This is a genomic window from Streptomyces sp. NBC_00154, assembly GCF_026342835.1.
Taxonomy (GTDB): Bacteria; Actinomycetota; Actinomycetes; order Streptomycetales; family Streptomycetaceae; genus Streptomyces.
Genome location: NZ_JAPEMI010000001.1, coordinates 925,379 through 943,803, shown reverse-complemented (window position 1 = coordinate 943,803; position 18,425 = coordinate 925,379). Strand labels below are relative to the sequence as shown.

Annotated in this window: 14 protein-coding genes; 9 read left to right on the top strand and 5 right to left on the bottom strand. The window is 68.7% G+C overall.

Features of this window, described 5'->3' with window-relative positions:
• Window positions 1-64 precede the first annotated feature (64 nt).
• From OHA03_RS04165 to OHA03_RS04150, 4 genes are all read left to right on the top strand, one after another.
• On the top strand, window positions 65-2,323 hold the full coding sequence (locus OHA03_RS04165) for a SpoIIE family protein phosphatase (protein ID WP_267000847.1): 2,259 nt from the start codon (window positions 65-67) through the stop codon (window positions 2,321-2,323).
• A gap of 395 nt (window positions 2,324-2,718) precedes the next feature.
• On the top strand, window positions 2,719-3,258 hold the full coding sequence (locus tag OHA03_RS04160) for a hypothetical protein (RefSeq protein WP_267000845.1): 540 nt from the start codon (window positions 2,719-2,721) through the stop codon (window positions 3,256-3,258).
• Between the two features lie 286 nt (window positions 3,259-3,544).
• Window positions 3,545-7,405, top strand: a complete 3,861-nt coding sequence (locus OHA03_RS04155) for a S8 family serine peptidase (protein ID WP_267000843.1) — start codon at window positions 3,545-3,547, stop codon at window positions 7,403-7,405.
• A gap of 188 nt (window positions 7,406-7,593) precedes the next feature.
• Window positions 7,594-8,619: a TrmB family transcriptional regulator gene (locus OHA03_RS04150; protein ID WP_267000841.1), complete on the top strand. Its 1,026-nt coding sequence runs from the start codon at window positions 7,594-7,596 to the stop codon at window positions 8,617-8,619.
• Between the two features lie 306 nt (window positions 8,620-8,925).
• Here the strand turns inward: OHA03_RS04150 and OHA03_RS04145 are convergent, their stop codons facing one another.
• The 3 genes from OHA03_RS04145 to OHA03_RS04135 all read right to left on the bottom strand — a co-directional run bounded on the left by OHA03_RS04145 (window position 8,926) and on the right by OHA03_RS04135 (window position 11,561).
• Window positions 8,926-10,362 carry a cellulose 1,4-beta-cellobiosidase gene (locus OHA03_RS04145; RefSeq protein ID WP_267000839.1) on the bottom strand — a complete coding sequence of 479 codons (1,437 nt, stop codon included), beginning with the start codon at window positions 10,360-10,362 and terminating at the stop codon, window positions 8,926-8,928.
• Between the two features lie 133 nt (window positions 10,363-10,495).
• Entirely contained in the window at window positions 10,496-10,669 is a 174-nt protein-coding gene (locus tag OHA03_RS04140) for a hypothetical protein (protein WP_267000837.1), read from the bottom strand.
• A 7-nt stretch (window positions 10,670-10,676) separates the two neighbouring features.
• Window positions 10,677-11,561 carry an SIS domain-containing protein gene (locus OHA03_RS04135; RefSeq protein ID WP_267000835.1) on the bottom strand — a complete coding sequence of 295 codons (885 nt, stop codon included), beginning with the start codon at window positions 11,559-11,561 and terminating at the stop codon, window positions 10,677-10,679.
• A 185-nt stretch (window positions 11,562-11,746) separates the two neighbouring features.
• Here OHA03_RS04135 and OHA03_RS04130 point away from each other — a divergent pair, with 185 nt between their 5' ends.
• The gene (locus OHA03_RS04130) at window positions 11,747-12,547 is read left to right on the top strand and encodes a DeoR/GlpR family DNA-binding transcription regulator (RefSeq protein WP_267000833.1); all 801 of its coding nucleotides are present in this window, start codon (window positions 11,747-11,749) and stop codon (window positions 12,545-12,547) included.
• Window positions 12,548-12,589: 42 nt separating this feature from the next.
• Here OHA03_RS04130 and OHA03_RS04125 read toward each other — a convergent pair whose 3' ends face one another.
• Window positions 12,590-12,763 carry an RICIN domain-containing protein gene (locus OHA03_RS04125; protein ID WP_267000831.1) on the bottom strand — a complete coding sequence of 58 codons (174 nt, stop codon included), beginning with the start codon at window positions 12,761-12,763 and terminating at the stop codon, window positions 12,590-12,592.
• A gap of 58 nt (window positions 12,764-12,821) precedes the next feature.
• The gene (locus tag OHA03_RS04120) at window positions 12,822-13,061 is read right to left on the bottom strand and encodes a hypothetical protein (protein ID WP_267000829.1); all 240 of its coding nucleotides are present in this window, start codon (window positions 13,059-13,061) and stop codon (window positions 12,822-12,824) included.
• A gap of 433 nt (window positions 13,062-13,494) precedes the next feature.
• Between OHA03_RS04120 and OHA03_RS04115 the strand changes: the two genes are divergently transcribed.
• From OHA03_RS04115 to OHA03_RS04100, 4 genes are read left to right on the top strand one after another with little or no spacing between them, the layout of a single operon-like run.
• Entirely contained in the window at window positions 13,495-14,469 is a 975-nt protein-coding gene (locus OHA03_RS04115; protein WP_267007924.1) for a sugar ABC transporter permease, read from the top strand.
• Entirely contained in the window at window positions 14,466-15,419 is a 954-nt protein-coding gene (locus tag OHA03_RS04110) for a carbohydrate ABC transporter permease (RefSeq protein WP_267000827.1), read from the top strand. The genes OHA03_RS04115 and OHA03_RS04110 overlap by 4 nt, the downstream gene beginning before the upstream one ends.
• A gap of 57 nt (window positions 15,420-15,476) precedes the next feature.
• Window positions 15,477-17,117, top strand: a complete 1,641-nt coding sequence (locus OHA03_RS04105) for a hypothetical protein (RefSeq protein WP_267000825.1) — start codon at window positions 15,477-15,479, stop codon at window positions 17,115-17,117.
• 39 nt (window positions 17,118-17,156) lie between these two features.
• On the top strand, window positions 17,157-18,329 hold the full coding sequence (locus tag OHA03_RS04100) for a Gfo/Idh/MocA family protein (RefSeq protein WP_267000823.1): 1,173 nt from the start codon (window positions 17,157-17,159) through the stop codon (window positions 18,327-18,329).
• Window positions 18,330-18,425 lie beyond the last annotated feature (96 nt).

The window sequence follows — 18,425 nt, the reverse complement described above, 5'->3', positions numbered from 1 at the left end:
CATGTTGCCGAGCAGCGGGGTAGCCGCACCCCCCACCTGTCGTCGATGCCCCGGGGTGGATCTCATGGACTCCCCATCCTCCGCGGCAGACCCCAAGGGGCCGACCGGGCCGCCGTTGATGTGCCGGGACCGCGTCATCGCCGCTGCGCTGCGGCGTCTGAACCGCGGCCTCGACTGCAGCACGTGCACGGCCTATCTGCTGACCGAGGACGACCGGGCGCTCGCAGCAGCGATGATGGTCGACACCACCCTGAGCTTCACTGTTCCGTCGGGCATGGCGGCGGACGACCGCAACTTCTCCACGGCGAGGGCGCACCAGGCCGGGAAGCTGGTGCTGTTCGAGAACACCGATCTCCAGGAGCTGACCCGTCGGTCTCCGGCCCTCTTCATCCACAATCCGTACCCGATGATGGTCGCCTCGGCGCCGGTGCGGACCCTCCGGAACCGGTTCGGTGCGCTGAGTGTGCGCTGGGTGCCGCCGCGCCCGGTGGCCACCGATTCGCTGGATTTCCTCCAGGCCGTCGCGGACGATCTGGCCGTCGACCTGGCGGACCTCGCGGGGCAGGGCGCGTGGATGAAGGCGCCGTACGTGCCGCTGTTCATCGCCGGGGTGTCGCGTGACCGGGGCGCCCCGGTCAGGGGATCGGCTGCGGAAGGCGGCCCCCGCGGACCGGAGGCGCCGGCCGTTCCCATGCCGACCGGCAGCACGTTTCTCTACCAGTTGCAGAGGCTCGCCGCCGAACTCACGGCCGCGGTGCACATCCGGGACGTCCTCGCCGCCGCGGACACCCAGGTGGTCCGGCCCTTCGGCGGTCGGGCGGTGATGCTGTGCCTCGCCGAGCAGGGCCGGCTCCATGTGGTCGGCGCGACAGGGTTCTCGCGCGAGTCGGTCCAGCGGGTCGACGGCACCCTGCTGTCCCGCCACACGCCGGAGACGGACACGCTCCGTGCGATCGAGATCCTGTCCTTCTCGTCGGCCGAGGCGCTGAGGCAGGCCTATCCCGATGTCGACCCCGATCCGGAGGTCCAGGCCCGCACCTACCTCCCGCTGGTGTCCAAGGGTCGGGCCACGGGCTGCTGCGTCCTTGAGTTCCCGGAGCCCGCACTTCCGTTCGCCCCCGAGCAGCTCGCCGTACTGACGATCATGCTGGAGCAGGTGGGTCAGTCCCTGGAACGGGCCCGCTCCTACGAGATCGAGCACGCGCTGACCCAGACCCTGCAGCGCAGCCTGCTGCCGCGCAGCCTCCCGCACATGACCGAGGCGGTCGCCACGGCCCGCTACCTCCCGGCGACCGACCGGGCGGACGTGGGCGGCGACTGGTACGACATCGTTTCGCTGCCCGGCGGCGGAATCGGCCTGGTCATCGGCGATGTGGAGGGCCACAGCCTGGAGGCGGTGGCGGTGATGGGCCAACTCCGCAGCGGCGTCAGGGCGTACGCCGCCGAGGGACACGACCCGGCCATCGTGCTGGAACGGAGCAATCGGTTGCTCTCCGGGCTGGGCACGGATCTGTATGCCACGTGCTGTTGTGTGTGGCTCGACCTGGCGAGCGGGACCGCAACCACGGCGACCGCGGGCCACCCGAGCCCGCTCATCGTCGACGCGGACGGAAACGGTGTCACCGAATCGCTGCCCGTGGGGCTGCCGTTGGGCGTCGATGCACAGGCCCGGTACGAGCAGAGCGAGGTGCAGGTGGTGGCGGGGTCGGTGATGGCGCTCTTCACCGACGGTCTGCTGGACGGACGGCTGCTCGGATCGGATGCGGCGATGGAGAGGCTCGGCCGTGTGCTGGCCGACCACTGCGGCGACAACCTGGAGGTGCTGGCCGACCGTCTCGTCCAGGACCGCCGCGGGTGGCGGGTTCTCGCCGACGACGCGGCACTGCTGCTGGTGCGGTACGAGGGAGCGCAGTCCCGGGAGCACCGGCGGGTGGCACGGATGTCGGTGCAGCGTCACCACCTGCAGGGGGTCGCACAGGTCCGGGAATTCCTGCGGGACCTGCTGCACCAATGGGACATGCTGCCGATGCTGGACACCTTGGAACTGCTGACGTCCGAGGTCGTCACCAACGCCCTGATCCATGCCGACAGCGAAGTGGAGCTGCGGTTGCGGGAGTACCCGGACCGGATCCGGGTCGAGGTCCGTGACAGTGACCCGCATCCACCCGTGCCCACCGCGATCGTCGCGGACGAGGAGAACAACCAGGAAGCGGAGTCCGGGCGCGGCCTGCTGATCGTCGACGCGCTGGCCGGCGATTGGGGCAGCTCGCCGGCGGGGCGCGGAAAGACGACCTGGTTCGATCTTGCGATTCCGGCTCAATGACGCAACCGCCGATGTCGCATGCACGGGGCGGACGAATGTGGTCGACGTGTGGTGCGCGGTGGAGACCGCCCTGGCAGAAGTCGCTGATCGCAACAGACGAATCGGACCCGGGCGCCGCGCTCCAGGCGAAGGAGTCCCGGCTCGACGGCCGCTGGCGCCCATTCCACCGAATGATCGGTCGGTGAATGTGTGGGTCGGGTGAATTGCAGTCAGATCCCGGCGCAATCAACGGTGTTGACCGACTCGTCGGTGCGCGGACCGTGGACGCCGGCCGATCCGCTGTCTCTCGTGCGACGAGGCCCGCGCTCGCCCGGAGCGTGCCGGCGTGCGCGGCACCGACGGCTCCGTCCGGCGCTTGCTGGTCTCGTACAGGTTCGTCGGCCATACTGCCCGCCGTGGAGCAGCGCATAGATCCGAACACTCAGCCCGCGTACGCCGCAGGGACAGACCCGGCGTACATCCCTGGTCTCACGGCCCCCCGCCCCGTGGGGACGCCTGACGCAGACCAGGGGAAGACCGAGGAGCCGGCGCCCGAAGGCGCCGCCCCCGAAGACCTGGCCGCCGCAGAGGCCGCCGCTTCCGGCGCGCAGGACGCGTTGGAAGCAGCGGACGCGGCGGACGGCGAGAAAGGGGGAGAGGAGGACGAGAAAGCGGCGGACGGACCCGTATTCGAGGTCAGCGACCGTCGGGGTTCGATCACCGCGGACCGTGAAGGCATCCGGTTCACCTTGGACGAACAGGAGGCCGATTTCCGCTGGGACGAAATCGGTGCGGTCGAGGTGAAGTCGCCCCGGTTCGGGCGCCGGTTCACTGTCACCGTCCATATGTCGACCAACCGCTGGTTCAACGCCGAAGTCGAGGCGGCAGCCAGGAGCAGCCTCAAGGAGTGGGCGGAAGAACTCGACGCCGTACTGGACGCCTATTTCGAGGAGTAGTCAGAGGCAGTCCTGCCCGTTGGCAGTGGCGAGGGGGGCGGGGCCCGCGGCCGTGAAGGCCGTCGGGCCCCTTCGTGGTTGTGGAGCCGTCACGCGGACGGCCCTGTGTGGCGACAAGGCGCCATCTGACACAGAGCCGCCACTTCGCATCTGGATCTTGCGGTCTACACGCAACTAAGTTCCGGCGGGCGCGGCATCGTCCGGACGTCCGGTCGGTCGACCATGGCCCGACCGAGCATCAGTTCCGTTGGCGCGCATGCCCGTTCAGCCTGCGGAAGGAATCCTGATGCGTACAACCCGCGCGAGACGTCGGCGCACAGCTGCCGTCGGCGGGGTGGCAGTGGCGGTCGTCCTGTCGCTGACAAGCCAACCCTGGTCGGCAGCAGCCGCGCCGCCGTCGACCGGCCCGAGCGCCTCGGGCGCACCGTCCACGCACCGGAAGGGGCCGACCACCTCGACACTGACCCTGGTCACCGGGGACAAGGTCGCGCTGACCACCGGGCCGGACGGCAAGCACTCGGTGAACATCCTCTCCGGTGGCGGAACGTCCAAGACGTTCCAGACCTCCAGCGGACAGAACGGCGACCTGTACGTCTACCCCGAGGACGCCATGGCCGCCCTCGCCTCCAACACGGTGGACGGCGAGCTGTTCAACATCAGCCGGATGATCAGGGACGGCTACGGCGACGCGAAGACCGACGAGGTTCCCGCCATCGTCGATTTCCGGGGGAAGCCAACCGCCGCTGCCCTGAAGCAGAGGACCGAGGACCTGCCGGGCAGCCACAGCGAGCAGGTCATGCCCCGGCTTGGGCTGTCGGCGGTGCATGTCGACAAGCACAGTGCGAAGGGCTTCTGGCAGGCCGTCAAGCCCGCCCCGGCACGCAGCAGAACCGCCCGGGCCGCCACGGTCCCCGGCACTGCCGGGGTCTCCAAGCTGTGGTACGACGGCAAGGCGAAGGTCGCACTGGACAAGAGCGTGCCGCAGATCGGCGCCCCGCAAGCATGGGCCAAGGGGTACGACGGCAAGGGCGTGAAGGTCGCCGTGCTGGACACCGGTGCCGACCTGAACAACGCCGACATCAAGTCCGAGATCGTCGGGAGCCAGAGCTTCGTCAACGGCCAGACGGTCCAGGACGGTCACGGCCACGGCACCCACGTCGCATCCACCATCGCGGGCAGTGGCGCCAACTCCGACGGCAAGTACAAGGGCGTCGCCCCCGGCGCCGACCTGCTCATCGGCAAGGTGCTCGCCAACAGCGGGCAGGGCCTGGACTCCAGCATCCTGGCCGGCATGGAGTGGGCGGTCGAGCAGGGCGCCGATGTCGTCAGCATGAGCCTCGGCGGCACCGACACCCCCGGCGAGGACGTCCTGACCAACGCGGTCAACTCGCTCAGTGCCTCCTCGAACACCCTGTTCGTCATCGCCGCCGGCAACGCAGGCCCCGGTGAGAGCACCCTCGGCACCCCCGGCTCCGCCGACGCGGCCCTCACCGTCGGCGCCGTCGACAAGTCCGACGCGCTCGCCGGCTTCTCCAGCCGCGGCCCGCGCCTCGGCGACATGGCGATCAAGCCGGAGATCACCGCCCCGGGCGTGGACATCGTCGCCGCCCGCGCGGCCGGCACCACCATGGGCACTCCGGTGGACGCCGACTACACCTCGGCCAACGGCACCTCGATGGCCACCCCGCATGTGGCCGGCTCCGCCGCGATCCTCAAGCAGCGCCACCCCGACTGGACCGGACAGCGCATCAAGGAGGCGCTGACGGCGCACGCCAAGTCAGCCGCCGACCAGTCCGTCTACCAGCAGGGCTACGGCCGGGTCGACATACCCGCCGCCCTCGACCCGTCGCTGGAGCTGTCCGGCACCGCCGACTTCCGCGTCATACCGTGGCAGAAGGGCACCTACCCCACGCGCAGCCGCACCCTGACGCTGCACAACGACGCCACGACCGACACCGTGGTGACCGTGACGGCCGCCGCCGAGGACGCGAGCGGAACCGCGGTCCCGGCCGGCACGCTGTCGCTGTCGGGAGCGGGCCTGGCCGACGGCCGGGTCACCGTCCCGGCCGGCGGCACTGCCGAGGTCGTCGTCACGCTCGACAACAACGGCCTGAAGACCGGCCAGTACGGCGGATCGGTCACCGCCACCTCCGACAGCGGCGAGTCGGTGCACGCCGCGCTCGGCTTTGTCACCTCCGTCGAGCAGCACGAGGTCACGCTGAAGGCCACCGACCGCTTCGGCAACACCCCCAGAGCACTCAAGTTCACCCTGCACGGGCTGGACAACAACGTCTGGCAGAGCCAGACCATGTACGACACCGGTACCACCACCCTGTCGGTACCGCTCGGCAAGTACTCCATCGAAGGCTCGCTCTACACGTCGGACCCCGCCGGGGGCGCGGTCTCCTACGCGGGCGACCTGTTCGCCGTGCCCAACATCGAGGTGAGTGACCGGGACCAGACCTTCACCGTCGACGGCACCACCGCCACCGACCTCAGCGTGAAGATCAAGGGCGAGAAGCGGCCACTGGAGAACGGCCAGGTGACCACGTTCATCGTCCGTGACGACGGCACCGCAGGCGGCCACGCCAACTTCGTCGGCATCGGCAACCTGCTCAACCTCGCCGACCTCAGGCAAGGTGCCATCCCGAGCGCCGGCGCCACCACCGGCGCGCTGCGCCTGGAGACATCCCTGGCCCGGCGCGAACCGCTGGTCCAGCTGCAGGTGACGGACCCCGGGCACGTGACCATCCCGCTGAAGTCCTCGGTGTACGCGAAGCGCTTCGAGGGCACCAAGCGCACCGAGCTGCTCGACCTGGGCGCCGGTACCGAGCAGGACTTCGCGGGTGCCGACGTCAAGGGCAAGACCGTTCTGGTCTCCGTGGCCGACGTCACCAAGGCCGACGGCCAGGCGGCCCTGGCCGCGGCTGCCGGAGCCGTTGCGATGATCGTGGCCCCTGCCGACCCCGGGCCCAGCGGAAGCGGCGTTCCCGCCGGCCAGACCATCCCGGTCGCCCACGCCACGTACGACAACGCCGCAACGCTCAAGGCGCTGCTGGCCAAGGACAAGGTCCGGATCGCCCTGAAGGGCGTCCTGGAATCGGGCTACACCTACAACCCGCACTTCACCGACGACCGGATCCCCGCCGACCTGGCCAAGACCGTCGACGTCAAGGACTTCGCCAAGGTCACCAATACGTTCCACTCCGACGGCGCCCGTCGTCTGGGCGCCGAGTACATGAACGTCTGGGGCCCGCTGCAGGTGAGCACGGGCTCCGTTGCCCAGCCCCTCTACCAGGGCACCACCCGCGACGACTACTTCCTCGCGGGCACCGGGGTGACGTACCAGCCGAGCGTGTCGGCCAGCTTCAACTCCTCGACCTGGACGATGAGCGGCCAGCGCGCCACCTACCTCACCCCGGGCAAGTCCTACACCCGGAGCTGGTTCGACGCGCCGATGCGCCTGTCCCAGTACGAGTTCGGGCCGTGTGTGTTCTGCCGCACCGACGTCTGGCAGAAACTTCCGGGCAACAACGGTGCCGACAGCGATCCCACCCACACTCTGTCGGGCCTGACCGGGACCTGGAGTTACTACCTCAACGGGCAGCCGATCACCGGCTTCGGCCAGCTGGCGCAGGAGAAGGCGGACTACCGGTACGTCCTCGACCAGAAGCTGACCACCGACGTCCCGGGCGTCACCGTGGGCCGCCAGATACGCACCGAGTGGAACTTCAGCCAGGCGGCACCGACCACCATGGCCATCAAGGACTGCGACACGGCGTTCATCCCCACGCCCAAGGTCTGTGAGTCCATGCCCGTGATCCTGCTCGACTACGACCTGCCGCTGAACGAGCTCAACCAGGCGCGTTCCGGACTGCCGTACACCTTCACCGTTGACGCGGGACGCCCCAAGGGCTGGGCCGGCTCCACAGCGATCGCCGGCGCCAAGGTCTCCGTCTCCTACGACGACGGCGCCACCTGGAAGTCCGCCGCGACGCTGCGCCGGGACGACAACTCCTTCGAGGCGATGCTGTGGCACCCCAAGTTGGCCGACACCAACGGTTTCGTGACCCTCAGGACCGAGGTCTGGGACTCTGCGGGCAGCCGCACCGTCCAGACCATCACCCGGGCCTACGCCCTCAAGTGAGGTTCTGAACCAGAAGTACGTCGGACACTGCAGGGCGCCCGGCGCAGGGGTAGGAATTCCCTGCGCCGGGCGCCCTGCCTGCATAAACGGCCGTATTGTCATCGGGTTCACGGATGCTCCGAGTACGCCGTGACGCGCTGCATGGGTGAAGGGGGCTCCTCGGGAGCCTGCGAGGGGAGAGTGCGGAGATGCTGGAGACGCTCGGTCTGAGCACCACCGAGTCGCAGGTGTACGAACTGCTCGTTCGCACAGGACGTAGCGACGCGGACCGGATCCGGCACCTTCTCCGCCTCAGCGCCGGGCACGCGGCCGAGACCATCGGCGGACTCGTCGAGAAGGGGCTGGTGACAGCCACTGACGACCGGCCCGCACAGCTGATTCCATCACCTCCGGACATAGCGGGGGAGGTGCTGTTCCTGGCGCGGATGACCGAGCTGACGAAGGCCCGCGGGGCTCTGGACCGGCTCGCGGACGAGTACCGCAGCGCGCCCCGCCCGGACAACTCGGGGGACATGGCCGAGGTCGTCCCCGACGAGGAGGTGGCGCTGCGGTACCAGCAGATCCAGGCTCGGGCCCGCAGGGAGGTCGTACGGTTCGACGCCCCGCCGTACGTGGTATCCGAAACCGTCAATGAGGTCGAGATCGAACAGCTGGCGGCGGGGGTGAGGTTCCGGACCGTCTACGACCGGCTGGGGCTGGAGGCGGACGGGTCGCGAGAGGAGGTCCTCCAGTACGCGGAGGCGGGGGAGCAGGGCCGGGTTCTGAATCATGTGCCGGTCAAGATGGTCATCGTCGACGGTTCGACGGCCCTTCTTGCGATGCGCTCGGGCGAATCGTGTACACAGCGGGTCGTCCACATCCACCCCGGTCCGCTGCTGGAAGCGTTGGTCGCGCTGTTCGAGCTCGTGTGGGAATCCGCACTGCCCCTGCACCCCATGGCCGTCCAGCCGCGCAGCGAACTGACGGACGACGACATCGAGCTCCTGACCCTGCTGCTCTCCGGACTGACTGACACCGGCATCGCCCGACAGCTGCGGATGGGAAGACGGACCGTGCAGCGCCGGGTGCGGGATCTGATGGACCGTGCTGCTGCCACCAGCCGGATCCAACTGGGCTGGCAGGCAGCCCGGTTGGGATGGATCGCCGGCCCGGGGGACTCGATGGGGACCACCCCGGAAGACGTCAGTCCGGGCAGTCGCCTGACGGAGGCCTGACGTCCGTATGGCCGGGGCCGGACAATGCCGTACGGAACCCGTGGAACGGCAGTGTGGCGACCGCCTGCCACGACCTGCCAGCGCCGGAACGGGTGGGGATCGGCTCGGCCGCCCTGTACCCCGGGTCCTGGTCCGCCTGGTCGGCGGACCCGGCCCGCCCGGTCGCCACGGGCGATGAGGAGCTGCCGTCGGGCCGACGCTGCTGAGTGCGTGCGACGCCGACGGGATGGCGATGGGGACCGGAAGCTCAACTTCCGGTCCTCCTCGCCGAGCGTCACCCGTGTGGATGGGCTCGCTGCGGGTCACTCAGTCGGTCACGGCGGCGGTCTGGGACGCGCCCGACTCGGTGCCGTCCTCGTAGCGGACCGTGACGCGGTAGTACACCGTGGTGCCGGCCGGCTGGCTGCTGTCCCACCAGTAACCGGCGCTGGAGTCGTCCACGCCGATCAGGTCGAAGGTCTCGGTCTCCGGGTTCCACCGGTGGACAGCGACACCCGACACCCGGCTGCCGTTCTCGTTCTTGTCGCTGGTGCCGCCCCAGGAGATCCGGCCGCCGAGGCTCGTGCCGAGGTAGCTGAGCGGAGCGCCGGTCGCCGGCGGGGCGGTCGGACGGAGGTCCAGCTCGGTGACTTCGGCGACGGTCGCGCCGGTGTCCGGGGTGAGCTGGTTGCCGTACTGGTCGACTGCGACCACGCCGTAGCGCGCCTGCTGCCCGTCGGCCGGTACCGCGTCGTGGAAGGTCGTCGCCGTGATCTCCCGCGGCCGCAGGGTCCAGGGATCCTGCACCGGGGTGTACGCCCACTGCCCGTCGACAAGGGTCCCGCGCAGCACGCGGTAGTGGTCGAAGCCGGGCGTGTTGCTCGCCTCCCAGGAGAGGGTGACGCCGTTCTTCTTCGGGGTGGCGGTCACGCCGGTGACCGGTGCGGGGGCGGTCGTGTTGCCGGTGACGGCGACAGTGATCTCCTGGGGAGGGGTGCCCCCGTTCCCTGCGTGGTCCAGGGCGACGACCCCGTAGTAGTTACGTGACGCCGGGTGGCGGGGCGGCGTCGGGAAGGTGGTGCCCTTCACCCCCTTGCCGACTTCCTCGCGCTGGGCCCCGGGTACGGTGCGCGGCTGACGCGACCGGAAGATCGAGTAGCCCGCGAAGTCGTGGCTGGTCCGCTCGGAGGCGTCCCAGGTCAGCGTGACGCCCGCCTCGCTCTCCGAGGCCCGCGCGTTGAGGGCGGTGTCCACCGGGCCGGTCAGGTCGCGGGTGTAGTACATCGCCGCGCCCGAGGCCGCCGATTCGTGGCCGTGCGTGTCGACGGCGGTGACGACGTAGTAGTAGATGTCGCCGGTCTGCGGCAGGGGCCCGCTGTAACCGCCTCCCGACAACGTGTCGCCGTTGCCGTCCTTCGGGACGGTCGTGTCGGTGTACGAGGTGGACGTCGTGGTCGCGATCGGCTTCGCGGGGTAGGAGGTGCCCTTCAGCCGCCGGTACACGCGGTACCCGGCGAGGTCCATCTCCTTGTTCTTGGCCCAGCTGACCTTCGTGGACGTGGTCGCCGTGCTGTAGGTGACGGTGGTCCCGGTCGGGACGAGGGGCTTGACCTTGTCGACGGTCGCCGAAGTGCGAGGGGTGTAGGCGAACTTGACGTTGGCTGCGCCGGTCCAGTTGACGAAGTCGACGCGGAGACTGTGCTTGCCCGACGGGATGGTCACGTTGACGGTCTTGGAGACGGTGGGGGCCACGTTCTTCCACATGTCGACCTTGCGGACGCCGCCGTGGAATTCCGACTCCGGCCCGCTGTCCCGCTGCCTCGACGGGCCGGAGACCGGCTGTTGCCGAGCCCGGACACGCGTGAGGGGCCGACCGGTCGTTCGCCTGCGCGTGCCCCTACCAGCCGGTGCCGAGCCGGGCCCATCGCTGGTCCTCGATCCGACCACTCGACCCGGCAAGGACGAGGACGCCGGCCCCACTGCCCCGTACCGGCGCGGCGAGGAACCCCTCGCACGCGCCGCCGCGGACGCCGTTGTGCGCAACGGTGAGCGCGCGCTCGACAATGTCCATCCGCCGGTCAGGCGTCCGCAAGGACCACCGAGCGGGTCAGGTGGCGGGGACTGTCCGGGTCGATGCCGGCGGCCTCGGCGCGGGCGATCGCCAGGCGCTGTACGCGGACCAGCTCGGCCAGCGGGTCCAGGCCGCTCTCCACCCAGCGGGCCCCGGTCGACAGCACCTGATCGTCGAGCCCCTCCGGCGCGGCGCCGAACATCCAGGTGGCCGTGCCGGTGGTGGTGATGCTGATCGGGCCGTGGCGGTACTCCATCGCGGGGTACGACTCCGTCCAGGACAGCGACGCCTCCTTCATCTTGAGCGCGGCCTCGTTGGCGAGGCCGGCCGTCCAGCCCCGGCCGAGGAAGGTGAACTGGGTGCAGTCCAGCAGGCCTTCGGGCAGCGGCTCGGCGAGTGCGGTCTCCGCGTCGCGGACCACGGCGTCGGTGTGCAGGCCGAGGTGGGCGCGGAGCAGCGTGAGCGCGGTGGTGGCGAACCGGGTCTGCACCACGGACTGCTCGTCGGCGAAGTCGAGCACGACGACATCGTCGGCCGAGGTCATCACCGGGGTGTTCGGGTCGGCCGTGATCGCGACGGTACGGGTGACGCCGCGGAGCCGGCCCAGCAGGTCCAGCACCTCGGTCGTGGTGCCCGAGCGGGTGAGCGCGACGACCCGGTCGTAGCGGCGGCCGAAGGGGAACTCCGATGCGGCGAACGCGTCGGACTCGCCCTGTCCGGATTCCTCGCGGAGCGCGGCGTATGCCTGAGCCATGTAGAACGATGTGCCGCAGCCGACGACGGCGATGCGCTCGCCGGTGGCGGGCAGGGCGGCCGACCGGCTCGGTGCCAGGTCGGCGGCGCGACGCCAGCACTCCGGTTGGCTGGCTGTCTCAATCTCGACAAATGACACTTTTGCACTCCGTACAGGTGATGGGATGCTCGTTCACGCACGTTAGCGATGAACTACAAGCATTATCAAGCATTCTTGTTGCAGGAGACTTGACTGATCAGAGCCTTGTGCGACGCTTGCGCGTGTCCGGTGACCGTGCCCAAGGGGATGGGTGCTCGAATCCCGGACCCGTAAGGAGAGTTCTCTTGTCCAGGGATGCCCGGTGGAACGCGCTGCTGGAGCTGGTCGGGAAGCACGGCAGGGTGGAGGTCGAGGACGCCGCGACGACGCTGGATGTCTCGGCCGCGACCATCCGTCGTGACCTGGACCAGCTTGCCGAGCAGCAGCTGCTCACCCGTACCCGCGGTGGCGCCGTGGCGCACGGGGTCTCGTACGAGCTGGCGCTGCGCTACAAGACGGGACGCCACGCCCCGGAGAAGCAGGCCATCGGCCGCGCCGTGTCCGAACTTGTCGCGGTGGGCGAGGTGGTGGGACTGACCGGTGGCACCACGATCACCGAGGTCGCCCGCTCGCTGGCCGTGCGCTCCGACCTCGTCGGTGACACCGGCCCCGGGATCGGCGGCCAGCCGACGCTGACGGTGGTGACCAACGCCCTCAACATCGCCAATGAGCTGGTGATCCGGCCGCAGATAAAGATCGTGGTGACCGGAGGCGTGGCCCGGCCCCAGTCGTACGAGCTCACCGGCCCGCTGGCCAGCGGCGTGCTGGGCGAAATCACCCTGGACGTCGCCGTACTGGGCGTCAACGCGATCGACACCGAGCGCGGGGCGTACGTCCACCACGAGGGCGAGGCCAGCATCAACCGGCTGCTCGCCGAGCAGGCGCAGCGCGTGGTCGTGGCCGCCGACTCCTCGAAGATCGGCAAGCGGGCTTTCGCCCGGGTCTGCGATCTCAGCCAGGTCGATTTCCTGGTCACCGACACCGGCATCACCCCCGAGGCGAAGGCCCGCTTCACCGAGGCCGGTGTCACCGTCATCGCCGTGTGAAGGTGACACCCGCCCGTCCGGCGGGGATGCCGCCGCGCAGGATCAGCTGCGGGGCGCGGTCCACCACCGGTCCGCCTTGCCGGTGCAGTCGCGCAGCTCCACACGGTGTCCGGGCCCGTGACCGCCCGGCGTGCACAGGCACTGGCCGGTCGCGTCGCTGACGATCGAGTCGTGTGCGCCGTACGTCCAGGTCGTCAGCGGCCTCGGCGTGTCCACACAATTCTTAACGTGACCGGCACCTTCCTGCCGCTGCCGGACGTCTCCGGTGCGGCGGTCAGGCAGAAGTTATGAAGCCGGGGTCGGCGGTGACCGTGGTACTCCACGTCACGGATGACAGGTCCGGGGTCCCGGCGGGGAATTCGTAGTGGGTGTACGTGCCGGGGGTGTCCCCCCGGCCGTCCTCATCGGCGTGCGCCGTGGCCGCCGTGGACATTCCTGGTCCGGCCGCAAGTTCCAGTGCCACGAAGGCACTTCCGGCGATGCGGCCGAGCCCGCCGAGGCCGGGCGCAGTCATGCGAGAGGTCATAGGCGCATACCCGCTCTGCTTGAGAATGTTGGGAGAGATACCTACCGATGCAAGATCGAGCACGGTGGAGCATCCTTGTACCGCAACGAACCCGCCGGCAAGAGGTTCAGTCATCTCATCGAGGTACTTTCGTGCTCCCGTTGCACCTCTTTCACGCGTGGCTTCCTGCCCTAATGGGTCCAAAGAGGACGTCCACATGACTTTTTCAATGTCTATAGATGTTCGTTACCTCTGCGAAATGAACAACTCTTGCCATCCTGGTGCACCGTCGTGAACTATGTGGCTGTCGCCGCGACGGAGCAGCGGCCGCACCGTCGGTCGTGCGTGCCGCCTCCGCAATTGCGGGACTCCCTCTGCTCCATCAGCCCTGGAGGTGCCTGTGACGATGGCAGATGCGCCGGTCTCAGCCGTGCGGTCGCCGGTGCCGCAGCCCCGCGACCCGGATGACGCGGACTCACCCGCCGGGAAGAAGCGCGCCAAAGCCCGCATACGGCAGCCGCTGCGTCACCGCTTGAGGCGGGACAGAGCCCTCCTGCTGTTCTGCCTGCCGGGCGTCCTGTACTTCGTGCTCTTCTTCTATCTGCCGCTCGCGGGCAACGTCATCGCCTTCCAGGACTACCAGCCGTTCCTGGGCTTCAAGCAGAGCCCGTTCGTCGGCCTCGCCAACTTCACGGCGCTGCTCTCCGAGCCGGAGTTCTGGTCCGCGGTCTCCAACACCCTGCAGATCACCGCGATTCAGCTGCTGCTCTACTTCCCGGCCCCGATCGCCCTGGCGCTGCTGCTCAACTCGCTGATCAGCGAGAAGATCAAGCGGTTCATCCAGACCATCGTCTACCTCCCGCACTTCCTGTCGTGGGTGGTCGTGGTCGCGATGTTCAAGCAGGTACTCGGCGGCGCGGGTTCGGTCACCACGCTCCTGCTGGAGCACGGGGTCAACATCGGCAACGTGATGACGGACCCCGGCACCTTCAAGCTGCTGATCACCGCCCAGGCCATCTGGAAGGACTGCGGCTGGGGCACGATCATCTTCCTGGCAGCGATCGCCTCGATCGACATGGGCCAGTACGAGTCCGCCGCCATGGACGGCGCCGGCTGGCTCCGCAGGATCTGGCACATCACCCTGCCGGGCATCCGGCCGGTGATCCTCATGCTGCTGATCCTGCGGCTCGGCGACATCCTCTCGGTCGGCTTCGAGCAGATCATCCTGCAGCGCGACGCCGTCGGCCCGGACGCCTCCGAAGTGATGGACACCTACGTCTACTTCCACGGCGTCATCGACGGCGACTGGGGAATGAGCACGGCCGCCGGTCTGATGAAGGGCGTCATCGGATTCGCCCTGATCCTCGCCGCCAACAAGCTGGCCCACCGCTTCGGTGAGCAGGGAGTGTACCGATGAGTCAGCAAACCTTTGCGAGCCGACTGCGCGCCGCCGGGTCCGGTCCGCGCGCCACCGCCCGCGTCTCGTCCGGCCGTCCGCCGTGGATGGAGCGTCCGCACTGGTACGGGCAGGGAGCGAAGGCAGCGGCCCTTGCCGTCCTGACCGTGATCGTGCTCTACCCGTTCGTCCTGGCCATCGGCACCAGCCTGGCCGGCCGCGAGGAACTCAACGCCAACGGCGGCTACGTCCTGCTGCCGAAGCACCCGACGCTGGAGGCGTACCGGGTCATCCTCTCCGGCGGGGTCGTCACCCAGGCTGCCGTGGTCTCCATCTTCATCACGCTCATCGGTACCGCGCTCAGCCTGGCGTGCACGGTGCTCATCGCGTACGGCACCTCGCGCCCCGGCACGGTCCTCGGCAAGCCGATCCTGCTGCTGGTACTGGGCACCTTCCTCTTCGCCCCCGGCATCATCCCGACGTACCTGGCGGTCCAGCAGTTCCAACTGCTCGACACCTACGCCTCGCTGATCCTTCCCGTACTTCTCAACGCGTTCAACATCGTGGTCGTCCGCTCCTTCTTCCAGAGCATTCCCGAGGAGCTGTACGACGCCGCGCGGATCGACGGCGCGGGTGAGGTGACCGTCCTCTTCCGGATCGTCCTCCCGCTCTCCAAGGCGGTCCTCGCCGTGGTCGGCCTCTTCTACGCGGTCGGCTACTGGAACAGTTTCTTCAACGCGGTGCTCTACCTCAACGACTCGGGCAAGTTCCCCATCCAGGTGATCCTGCGCTCGTACGTCCTGAACGGTCAGAGCATCAACGCACAGGCCATGGGCGTGCATGCGATTCCGCCCGCGACCTCGCTGCAGATGGCCGTACTGATCATCGCGATCGTGCCCATCTTCTGCGTCTACCCCTTCCTGCAGAAGTTCTTCGTCAAGGGCGTCCTCACCGGGGCGATCAAGGGCTGATCATCCGCCCGCCGCAGCCCCCTCTCCCCCCGCACTTCACATACTTCAAGGAGCACCATGTCCACCAACTTGTCCAGGCGCGGTTTCATGGGCGCGGCGGGGATCGCCGGTCTGACCGTGGCAGGCCTGTCGTCCCTGACCGCGTGCGGCAGCGGCGCCACCGTCAGCAAGGGGGGCGCCAAGGCGTCCGCCAAGCTGAAGCTCCCGACGTACGTCGCCGCGCAGACCGCCCCCGCTGACCTCGCGGGCAACGCTGCCGGACTGGACGCCACGTACCTGCGCTATCCGAAGAAGCTCACCAAGTCGGTGGCCAAGGCTCCCGGCGACGGCAGCCGCATCACGGCGCTGACCGAGACCTTCACGACGCCCGCGCCGCCGCAGGCCAAGAATGCCTACTGGCAGGAACTGAACAAGCGCCTCGGTTCGCAGTTCGACATGACGATAGTCGTCGACCAGGGCGTCGACGCCTACCTCACCAAGTTCAACGCCATGATGGCCAGCGGTGACATCCCCGACCTGGTCTGGTTTCCGCCGAACCAGGGCCTGCAGCGCGTGCCCGAACTGCTCGACGCCAAGTTCCACGACCTCACCCCGTACCTGTCCGGCGACGCGGTCAAGGAGTATCCGAACCTGGCGAACCTGCCCACCACCGCGTGGAAGACCGCCGTCATCAACGGCAAGATCCGTGGCGTGACCGTTGCCTACGGCTCCATGGGACAGGTCTATGTGGTCAACCAGGACTTCTGGAAGCCGGTCGGCGGCGCGGAGTTCACCAGCGCCGAGGACTTCCTCGCCAAGGGCAAGGAACTGCTCGATGCCAAGCGCAACAAGTACGTCCTCGAGCCGGCGTACGTGAACCACGTCGGCATGTTCGGACAGTGGTTCGGTGCGCCCGCAAGCTGGCGGCTGGAGGGCGGCAAGCTCACCCACATGTACGAGACCGAGGAGTACCAGGAGGCCCTGGCGTTCGGGGTCAAGGTGGCCAAGGCCGGTCTCTTCTGGCCCGACCCCAACCTCTCCACCACCATGGAGAAGATGGCGCAGGGCTCGCTCGGTGCCTATGTACAGTCCTTCCCCAGCTTCCTGGTGGACGTCAAGAACTACGACTTCCCCTTCGGCATCATCGCGCCGTTCGCCGCCAAGTCCGGTGCGAACCCGCGGTACACCATGGGTTACGGCTCGGTCGGCTACACCGCCATCAGCAAGAAGGCCGATGACAAGCGCGTCAAGATGTTGCTGGGAGTGCTCGACTACCTCGCGGCCCCATTCGGTACCGAGGAGCGGCTCTTCCTCGACAACGGCATCGAGGGCAAGCACTTCACCCGTACCTCCAGCGGCGACATCAAGCTCACCGCCAAGGGGACCGCTGAGGCAGTCACCACCGCGATGCCGTTGGCCTTCCTGGCCGCCGGGCCCGAGTACATCTACCTGCCCGGCAAGGCGGAACTGGCCGGCAAGATCCACGGTTGGCAGCAGGAGCTCCTCAAGATCAGCCAGACGAACCCGGCCAGCGGTCATTTCTCCGACACGTACACCCGCAAATACGCATCGATCACCACGGCCATGAGCGACTGCCAGAAGGACATCATCGCGGGCCGCAAGCCGATCTCCGCCTACAAGGAGGAGCTGCGCAAGTGGCGCTCCGGCGGCGGTGACCAGATGCGTGCCGAGTACGAGGCCTCGATCGCCGGTAAGTAGTCTCCGCCCGCACCGCCCGCACAGACAGAAGGGACCCCCGTGTCAGACCTGCGCCTCGGCGTCATCGGGCTCGGCCTGCGCCGTTCCATCGCGATCTCCGCCCACCACCCCGGAAAGGGTTCGGCGGTCACCGCCGTCTGCGACCTCGACCCCGAGGTGCGGCAACGCGAAGCCGAGCGCTTCGGCACCGATGTCGCGGTGGAGGACTACAAGCTCCTCCTCGACCGGGACGATCTCGACGCCGTCGTCATCGCCACCCCGGACGACACCCACGAGGTCATCGCCATCGATGCCCTGCGGGCCGGCAAGGCGGTCTTCGTCGAGAAGCCGCTCGGGATCACCGTCGAGAGCTGCGACAACGTCCTGCGCGCCGCGTACGAGACGGGGACCCGGCTGTACGTCGGCCACAACATGCGCCACATGGGCGTCGTGCGGCTGATGCGCGACATCATCGCCCGCGGTGACATCGGCGAGCCGAAGGCCGTCTGGGTGCGGCACTTCGTCGGCTACGGCGGTGACTACTACTTCAAGGACTGGCACGCCGACCGGACCCGCACCACAGGACTGCTGCTCCAGAAGGCCGCGCACGACATCGACATCCTGCACTGGCTGGCCGGCGGCTACACCCGCCGGGTCAACGCCCTAGGCGACCTCCTCGTCTACGGCGACCTGCCGCGCCGCGAGGCGGGCACCCCGCGGCCGGACAACTGGCTGCGGGAGTTCGACTGGCCGCCGACGGCCCGCAAGGACCTGCATCACATCGTGGACGTCGAGGACGTCTCGGTGATGAACATGCAGCTCGACAACGGTGTTGTGGCCGCGTACCAGCAGTGCCACTTCACCCCGGACTACTGGCGCAACTACACCGTCATCGGCACCGAGGGGCGGCTGGAGAACTTCGGCGACAGCCCGGGTGACGAGGTCAAGGTCTGGAACACCGGCCCCAGCGGATACCGCGCCGAGGCCGACATCACCTACCGGGTGCCGGAGGCCAACGGCTCGCACGGCGGCGGGGACAGCCGGGTCATGGAGGAGTTCTGCCGGTTCGTCCGCGACGGCGGCGTCACCGACACCTCTCCGGTCGCCGCCCGGATGAGCGTCGCCGCCGGTGTGCTCGCGACCCGCTCGCTGCGTGAGGGCGGTGCACCGTACGACGTGCCGCCTCTCGACCCCGAGCTGATCGCGTACTTCGAACGCGGTCAGGTTCGCTAGGAAACTTCTGGCCGGATTCTGACCGGGAAGTGTCGGACAGGGCTTCGGCCCTGTCCGGCGGATCTCACTCGCACATCGTGCACCTCCTCACCTCGG

Excerpts from the sequence above, each read along its gene's own strand:
- OHA03_RS04165 (WP_267000847.1), top strand. The coding sequence starts at position 65 with ATGGACTCCCCATCCTCCGCGGCAGACCCCAAGGGGCCGACCGGGCCG.
- OHA03_RS04155 (WP_267000843.1), top strand. The coding sequence starts at position 3,545 with ATGCGTACAACCCGCGCGAGACGTCGGCGCACAGCTGCCGTCGGCGGG.
- OHA03_RS04150 (WP_267000841.1), top strand. The coding sequence starts at position 7,594 with ATGCTGGAGACGCTCGGTCTGAGCACCACCGAGTCGCAGGTGTACGAA.
- OHA03_RS04145 (WP_267000839.1), bottom strand. The coding sequence starts at position 10,362 with ATGTGGAAGAACGTGGCCCCCACCGTCTCCAAGACCGTCAACGTGACC.
- OHA03_RS04140 (WP_267000837.1), bottom strand. The coding sequence starts at position 10,669 with ATGGACATTGTCGAGCGCGCGCTCACCGTTGCGCACAACGGCGTCCGC.
- OHA03_RS04120 (WP_267000829.1), bottom strand. The coding sequence starts at position 13,061 with ATGACTGCGCCCGGCCTCGGCGGGCTCGGCCGCATCGCCGGAAGTGCC.
- OHA03_RS04110 (WP_267000827.1), top strand. The coding sequence starts at position 14,466 with ATGAGTCAGCAAACCTTTGCGAGCCGACTGCGCGCCGCCGGGTCCGGT.
- OHA03_RS04105 (WP_267000825.1), top strand. The coding sequence starts at position 15,477 with ATGTCCACCAACTTGTCCAGGCGCGGTTTCATGGGCGCGGCGGGGATC.